Source organism: Microbacterium sp. Leaf351, from assembly GCF_001423825.1.
Lineage (GTDB): Bacteria > Actinomycetota > Actinomycetes > Actinomycetales > Microbacteriaceae > Microbacterium > Microbacterium ginsengisoli.
In genome coordinates, this window is the sequence record NZ_LMPK01000038.1 from 131362 (window position 1) to 136931 (window position 5570).

General features: G+C 70.0%; 7 protein-coding genes. 3 read left to right on the plus strand and 4 right to left on the minus strand.

Translation table 11 applies throughout. From position 1 onward, the window contains the following. Positions 1-1063, plus strand: a 1063-nt coding sequence (locus tag ASG00_RS13385; RefSeq protein WP_082483271.1) for an LCP family protein, incomplete at its 5' end; no start/stop codon positions are given. A gap of 4 nt (positions 1064-1067) precedes the next feature. Here ASG00_RS13385 and ASG00_RS13390 read toward each other — a convergent pair. The 4 genes from ASG00_RS13390 to ASG00_RS13405 all read right to left on the minus strand — a co-directional run bounded on the left by ASG00_RS13390 (position 1068) and on the right by ASG00_RS13405 (position 4425). Next, positions 1068-1829: a potassium channel family protein gene (locus ASG00_RS13390; RefSeq protein ID WP_056210197.1), complete on the minus strand. Its 762-nt coding sequence runs from the start codon at positions 1827-1829 to the stop codon at positions 1068-1070. Positions 1830-1867: 38 nt separating this feature from the next. Continuing rightward, on the minus strand, positions 1868-2326 hold the full coding sequence (locus ASG00_RS13395; RefSeq protein ID WP_056210198.1) for a DUF6069 family protein: 459 nt from the start codon (positions 2324-2326) through the stop codon (positions 1868-1870). Positions 2327-2411: 85 nt separating this feature from the next. Continuing rightward, positions 2412-3380 (minus strand): hypothetical protein, encoded by a 969-nt coding sequence (locus ASG00_RS13400; RefSeq protein ID WP_056210200.1) that lies wholly within the window; start codon positions 3378-3380, stop codon positions 2412-2414. Between the two features lie 82 nt (positions 3381-3462). Further along, the gene (locus tag ASG00_RS13405) at positions 3463-4425 is read right to left on the minus strand and encodes an alpha/beta hydrolase (RefSeq protein ID WP_056210202.1); all 963 of its coding nucleotides are present in this window, start codon (positions 4423-4425) and stop codon (positions 3463-3465) included. Between the two features lie 118 nt (positions 4426-4543). Between ASG00_RS13405 and ASG00_RS13410 the strand changes: the two genes are divergently transcribed. Further along, complete coding sequence (locus ASG00_RS13410; protein WP_056210204.1) at positions 4544-5101, plus strand: TetR/AcrR family transcriptional regulator; 558 nt, start codon at positions 4544-4546, stop codon at positions 5099-5101. Between the two features lie 14 nt (positions 5102-5115). Continuing rightward, positions 5116-5562 carry an SRPBCC family protein gene (locus ASG00_RS13415; RefSeq protein ID WP_056210206.1) on the plus strand — a complete coding sequence of 149 codons (447 nt, stop codon included), beginning with the start codon at positions 5116-5118 and terminating at the stop codon, positions 5560-5562. Positions 5563-5570: the final 8 nt, after the last annotated feature.

Below are 5570 nucleotides of genomic sequence, written 5' to 3' on the forward strand. Positions count from 1 at the left end.
CGGCGGCGTCGCGCAGAACACCGGCGAGGTCAACATCCTCGTGATGGGCCTCGACAGCCGCGTCGATGAGGATGGCAACCCCTACCCGCAGGACATCTACAACGCCATCCACGCGGAGGACGAGAGCGTCGGCGGCTACAACACCAACGTGCTGATGTACATCCACATCCCCGCCGGAGGCGGCCCCGCGGTCGGTGTATCGATCCCCCGCGACGACTACGTGGCCTACGCGAACAAGCCCGCCGGCGTCACGCACGGCAAGATCAAGGAGGACTACGGCCGCACACTGGATGCCTCGTACAACGCGTTGCTCGCGAAGGGCACGCCGAAGGCGACCGCCTACCAGCAGGCGCGCGACGACGCCCGCGAAGCAGAGATCCAGACCGTCTCGCAGTTCCTCGGCGGGGTGCGCATCGACCACTTCGTCGAGGTGACGATGGCGGCGTTCTATCGCGTCGCCCAGGCCGTTCAGCCGATCACCGTCTGCCTCAACCACGCGACCGCCGACTACTACTCGGGCGCGAACTTCCCCGCTGGCGTGCAGCAGCTGGATGCCTCGCAGGCGATGGCCTTCGTGCGCCAGCGCCGCGATACGCAGTACAAGAACGTCTTCCTCACCGACCTCGACCGCACACGTCGCCAGCAGGCGTTCATGGTCTCGCTCGCGCTGAAGCTCAAGCAGACGCAGACCTTCACGAACCTCGGCACGTTGCAGACGCTCATCGACACCGCGAAGCAGTACGTCGCACTCGATTCCGGGTTCGACCTGCTGAGTCTCGCGAGCGACGCGCAGCGGCTGGCCGGAGGCGACATCACGTTCCAGACCCTCCCGATCGAGAAGTTCGGCACCATCGACGGTCAGAGCGTCAACATCGTCGACCAGACGAAGATCGCCGCCATCGTGCAGAACCTCATCAACCCGCCCACCGCCACAGCGACCCCCGCGCCCACGGCGACGTCGAGCTCGACCGCATCCGCCGCGCCCACTCCGGCGCCGACCTCGCAGACCTACACGAACTCGCAGCAGCCCATGGAATCCGGCGTGCTCCCCTGCGTGAACTGACCGCTCATGCCGGCGGGTCGACGACCCGCGTGACGCCGGCGGACGGCGGCGCGGCCGAGGCATCCGCCTGTCGCTCGGCGCGGAGCGCCGCGATCTCGTCCCGCAGCTGCGCGACGAGCTCTGCCGGCACGGGAGGTGCGAGAGAGGACGCCGCCACGCGTTCGATGATCCACGAGGCGATGGTCGCGGTCACGACGCCGATGAGCGCGATGCCGCCCACCATCAGCGCGATCGCCACGATGCGACCGGTGGTCGTCACCGGGTAGTAGTCGCCGTAGCCGACCGACGTGATCGTCGTGCACGCCCACCAGATCGCGTCGCCGAACGTGACGATCGGCCCGTGGCTTCCGCGTTCGACGTCGTACACGGCGAGCGCGCTCACGAACACCGTCAGCGCCGTGGTGCCCGCCGCGTACACGATCACGCGCCCCCGCAGGATCGACCCCGTGCCTCGTTGGATCAGCGCGAACACCATGAGGTACCGGATGACCTCCAGCGTGCCGAACATCGGCAGCACGACGACCGCGAGATCGAGCAGATGTCGCACGAACCACCGGCGTCGCTGCTCGGCGAGCACCAGTCGCACGACGTAGTCGACGAAGAAGAACAGCCACGTCGCCACCAGCAACGCGGTGACACCGATCGCGACTCCGCCCGTCGGGCGCGCGAGCACATTGATGGCGTACAGCAGCAGGAAGAGGCTCCCGCCCGCCGTGAGCGGCCACTCCGTCAGTCGCCGCCAGCGTTCATACCGTTCCCCGTACATGCGGCGATTATCGCGCGCCTGCGGATGACCTCGCGTCGTCAGGCGCGGCGGCGCTGCGGCGCGATGAGCACCATCGCCGGGTAGGTGACCGCCGCGACGGCCACGTGCATGACGATCAGCACGAACACCGCCTGGCCGTCCTGACCCTTCCACCAGATCCAGAGATCGGGGGCGAAGGAGACGACGGTCACGATGATCGCGAGCCAGAGATAGAGCCGCGCGGCGCGGGTCGAGAAGAGGGTCACGATCGGCCAGCCGATGCCGGCCCCGATCACGCCGATCGTCGTGAGCTTGGCGTAGTCCGCGAAGGCGTAGTGCTCATAGCCGGCGGTGCGCGGGAACACGATCGGCCCGAGCGCGGCGAGCACGGCGCATGCGGCGATCGAGCCGACCACGGCGACGACGATCGCGATCACCGTGCGCACCGCCGACGGCTGAGCACGCCCCATCGGGAGGTCGAGTCCGAACGGTGCCGTACGCGTCGATCCTGCGCTCATGACAGGTCCCTTCCGTCGCGCCCCGTGCGCGTCCTCGGCGAACGGTAGCGGCGCGGTTCCCAGATGAGACTGAGGATGTCGCGCCTCACTCCGGGGCGGAACCCCCCGCAGCGCCGGGCTCCGGCCCGGCCTCGATCGTGAGTCTGCTCGCCACGTCGCTGCGCGGGATGTGCGCGGCGAGTGCCAGTCGCTGAACGAGGATGTCGCGCACGGCGTCGGGCGGAAGCGTCGAGCGGAACACGACGTGGCCGCTCGGGTGCGGGGTGGCCGCGGCATCCAGGTCCTTCACGGCTCCGAGCAGCTCGGCTGCTCCGAGGGGAGGCTCATCGGGCGACCCGGGAGCGGCGACGCGCACGGTCCACGCGGTCGCCGTTGCGTCACCGGCGAGCCGCGCCGCCGGCCGCGCGACCCGCGAGGAGGGGTTCGTGCGCGCGAAGCGCACGCATCCGATGCCCGTTCCGATGACCGCGGCCACACCCGCGAGGCTGGTGAGGTTCGTCGACAGGTCGCTCGAGATCGGGGCCGCGCCGGTGACGGCGACGATCCCGAGCACCACACGCACGAGCGAGTACAGGGCGTACCCCGCGAATGTGGCGAACAGCGTCGTCGCGCCGGGCCGGCCGCGCATCTCGCGTCGCCGCACGGCGATCGCCACCCCGGCCGTGATCACGACGAGCGCAATCGTCTTGACCAGCACCGAGGTGGCGACCGGCGCCGTGGCCGACGTCATCCACACCGTGAGAAGCAACGCCACCGAGACGGCGGCACGCGCAGTGCGCACCGCTCTCGGTGCCGGCAGCGCGAACCAGATCAGCGCCGGAGCGGTGACCATGGCCACGTCACCGAGGATCAGTGTCGTGAGAGCCGGAGTGGCCGCGTAGAGCAGATAGAGCAGCGTCGACGCGACGGCGGCGACGCCGGCTGCGCCGGCCGCCCGGATGAGCCGCTGCGCATCCGCTGCGGCTCCCGCGGCGCGGGTCGAGGAGGTTCCGACGATCGCGAAGACCACGGCGCTGACGACGAAGAGAACGGCGATGAGCACGACCGTGTCCATGCGTCCCCCTTCGATCCCCCCGCCCGGAAACCTCCGTTGGTCACCGCCGACTCTACTGCGATCCGTCGGAACCTCCCCCGCGTTACGCCGAGAACGCCTGACGCAGGAACCAGACCGCCTGAGCGACCGCGGCTGTCGCGGCCTGCGTGGCGTGCAGGGAGTTCACCATGACGAAGTCGTGCACGATGCCCTGGTAGCGCACGGCGGTCGTGGGAACGCCCGCCTGGCGGAGCTTCGCCGCGTAGGCCTCGCCCTCGTCGCGCAGCACATCGGCCTCTGCCGTGATGACGAGCGCCTGCGGAAGGCCGGCGAGGTCGGACAGCTCGGCGCGCAGCGGCGACGCGGTGATCTGGGCGCGGTCGCTCTCGCTCGTCGTGTACTGGTCCCAGAACCAGCGCATGCCGTCGCGGGCGAGGAAGTATCCCTCGGCGAACGTCTCGTACGACGGCGTGTCGAACGCGGCGTCGGTGACAGGGTAGAAGAGCACCTGCGCGACCGGCGAGACGCCCCCGCGCTGCTTGGCGAGGAGGGTGAGCGCGGCGGTCATGTTGCCGCCGACCGAGTCGCCGGCAACGGCGAGCTTGGCGGCATCCAGGTCATGGGATGCCCCGTCGGAGACGATCCACTGCGCGGTCGCCCAGACCTGCTCGATGGCGTGCGGGTAGCGCACCTCGGGCGAACGGTCGTACTCGGGGAACACGACGGCCGCACGGGCACCGACGGCGAGGTCGCGCACGAGACGGTCGTGGGTGTGCGCGTCGCCGAAGACCCAGCCCGCGCCGTGCGTGTAGAGCACGACCGGCAGCACACCGGTGGCGCCGGCGGGGCGCACGATGCGAACCTTCACCGAACCCGAGGGTCCGCCGGCGATCTCGACCCACTCCTCGTCGATCTCGGGCTCTTCGATGGGCTCGTCCTGCACGCCGTCCACGGCGGCGCGACCGTCGGCGGGGGCGAGCTGGTAGAGGAACGGGGGCTCGCTGGTGGCGTCGACGAACGCCTGCGCGGCGGGCTCGAGGGCGAGCTTGTGGGGGTTTCCAGCCATGATCCGGTGTCTCCTTCGTGGGGCGCGTCTCGGGGTCGAGAGAGTGAGAACGCTCGTTCTCATCGCGTGATCCCCACTGTAGAGAACGCTCGTTCTCACTGTCAAGTAGACTGCCCTCATGAGCGATGAGGTTCGGGGGCACATCGTCGACGCCGCGGACGGCCTCTTCTACACGCGCGGCATCGGCCAGGTCGGCATGGACGCCGTGCGCGACGCCGCCGGTGTCTCACTGCGGGCCCTCTACAAGGAGTTCGCGTCGAAGGACGACCTGATCCTCGCCGTGCTCGACAAGCGCCACGGCATGTGGACGGACGGCGTCACCGGCGCGGTCGACGCGATCAGCGACCCGCGCGAGCGGCTGCTCGCGGTCTACGACTACCTCGCCGGCTGGTTCGACGAGGCCGACTTCCGCGGGTGCGGGTTCATCAACGCGTTCGCCGAGCTCGGAGCTGCCAACCCGGCCGTCGCCCGGACCGTGCGCGAGCACAAGATCGACTTCCAGCGGTACGTCGCCGAGCTCGTCGCCGACGCCGGTGCGCCCGCGACCCTCGCCCCGCAGCTCGCGATCCTCGCCGAGGGCGCCCAGACCACAGCCGCCATCGCCGGAACAACGGATGCCGCGGCGCAGGCCCGCGCCGCGGCGGCGACCCTCATCGACGCCGCCCTGGCGGGCTGAGCGGGCGGCGGGACGTGGCATCCGGATTCACCATCGTCACTCGCACCGATGTGCCCGTCGACGACCGCTTCGACCTCTCCCTCAGCATCGACCTGCACCTCGCGTCGATGGCGGACGCCGGTGAGCGCGCCATCGCCGGAACCACCTCCGGACGCATCGGGCTCGACGAGACCGTGACATGGCGCGCACGCCACTTCGGCGTATGGATCACGATGACCTCCCGGATCAGCTCGCTGGATCGACCGCACCGATTCGTCGACGAACAGGTCAGCGGGCCGTTCCGGCGGTTCCGGCACGAACACCTCTTCGAGCACGACGGCGCGGGGACGGTGATGACCGACGTGATCGAGGTCACCTCCCCCGTCTTCGGCGCGGTCGCCGAGCGCCTCGTGCTCGTGCCGTACCTGCGCCGACTCATCCGGCAGCGCAACGCGCACCTCCTGCAGGCGGGCGGGGGCTGAGCGGGAGG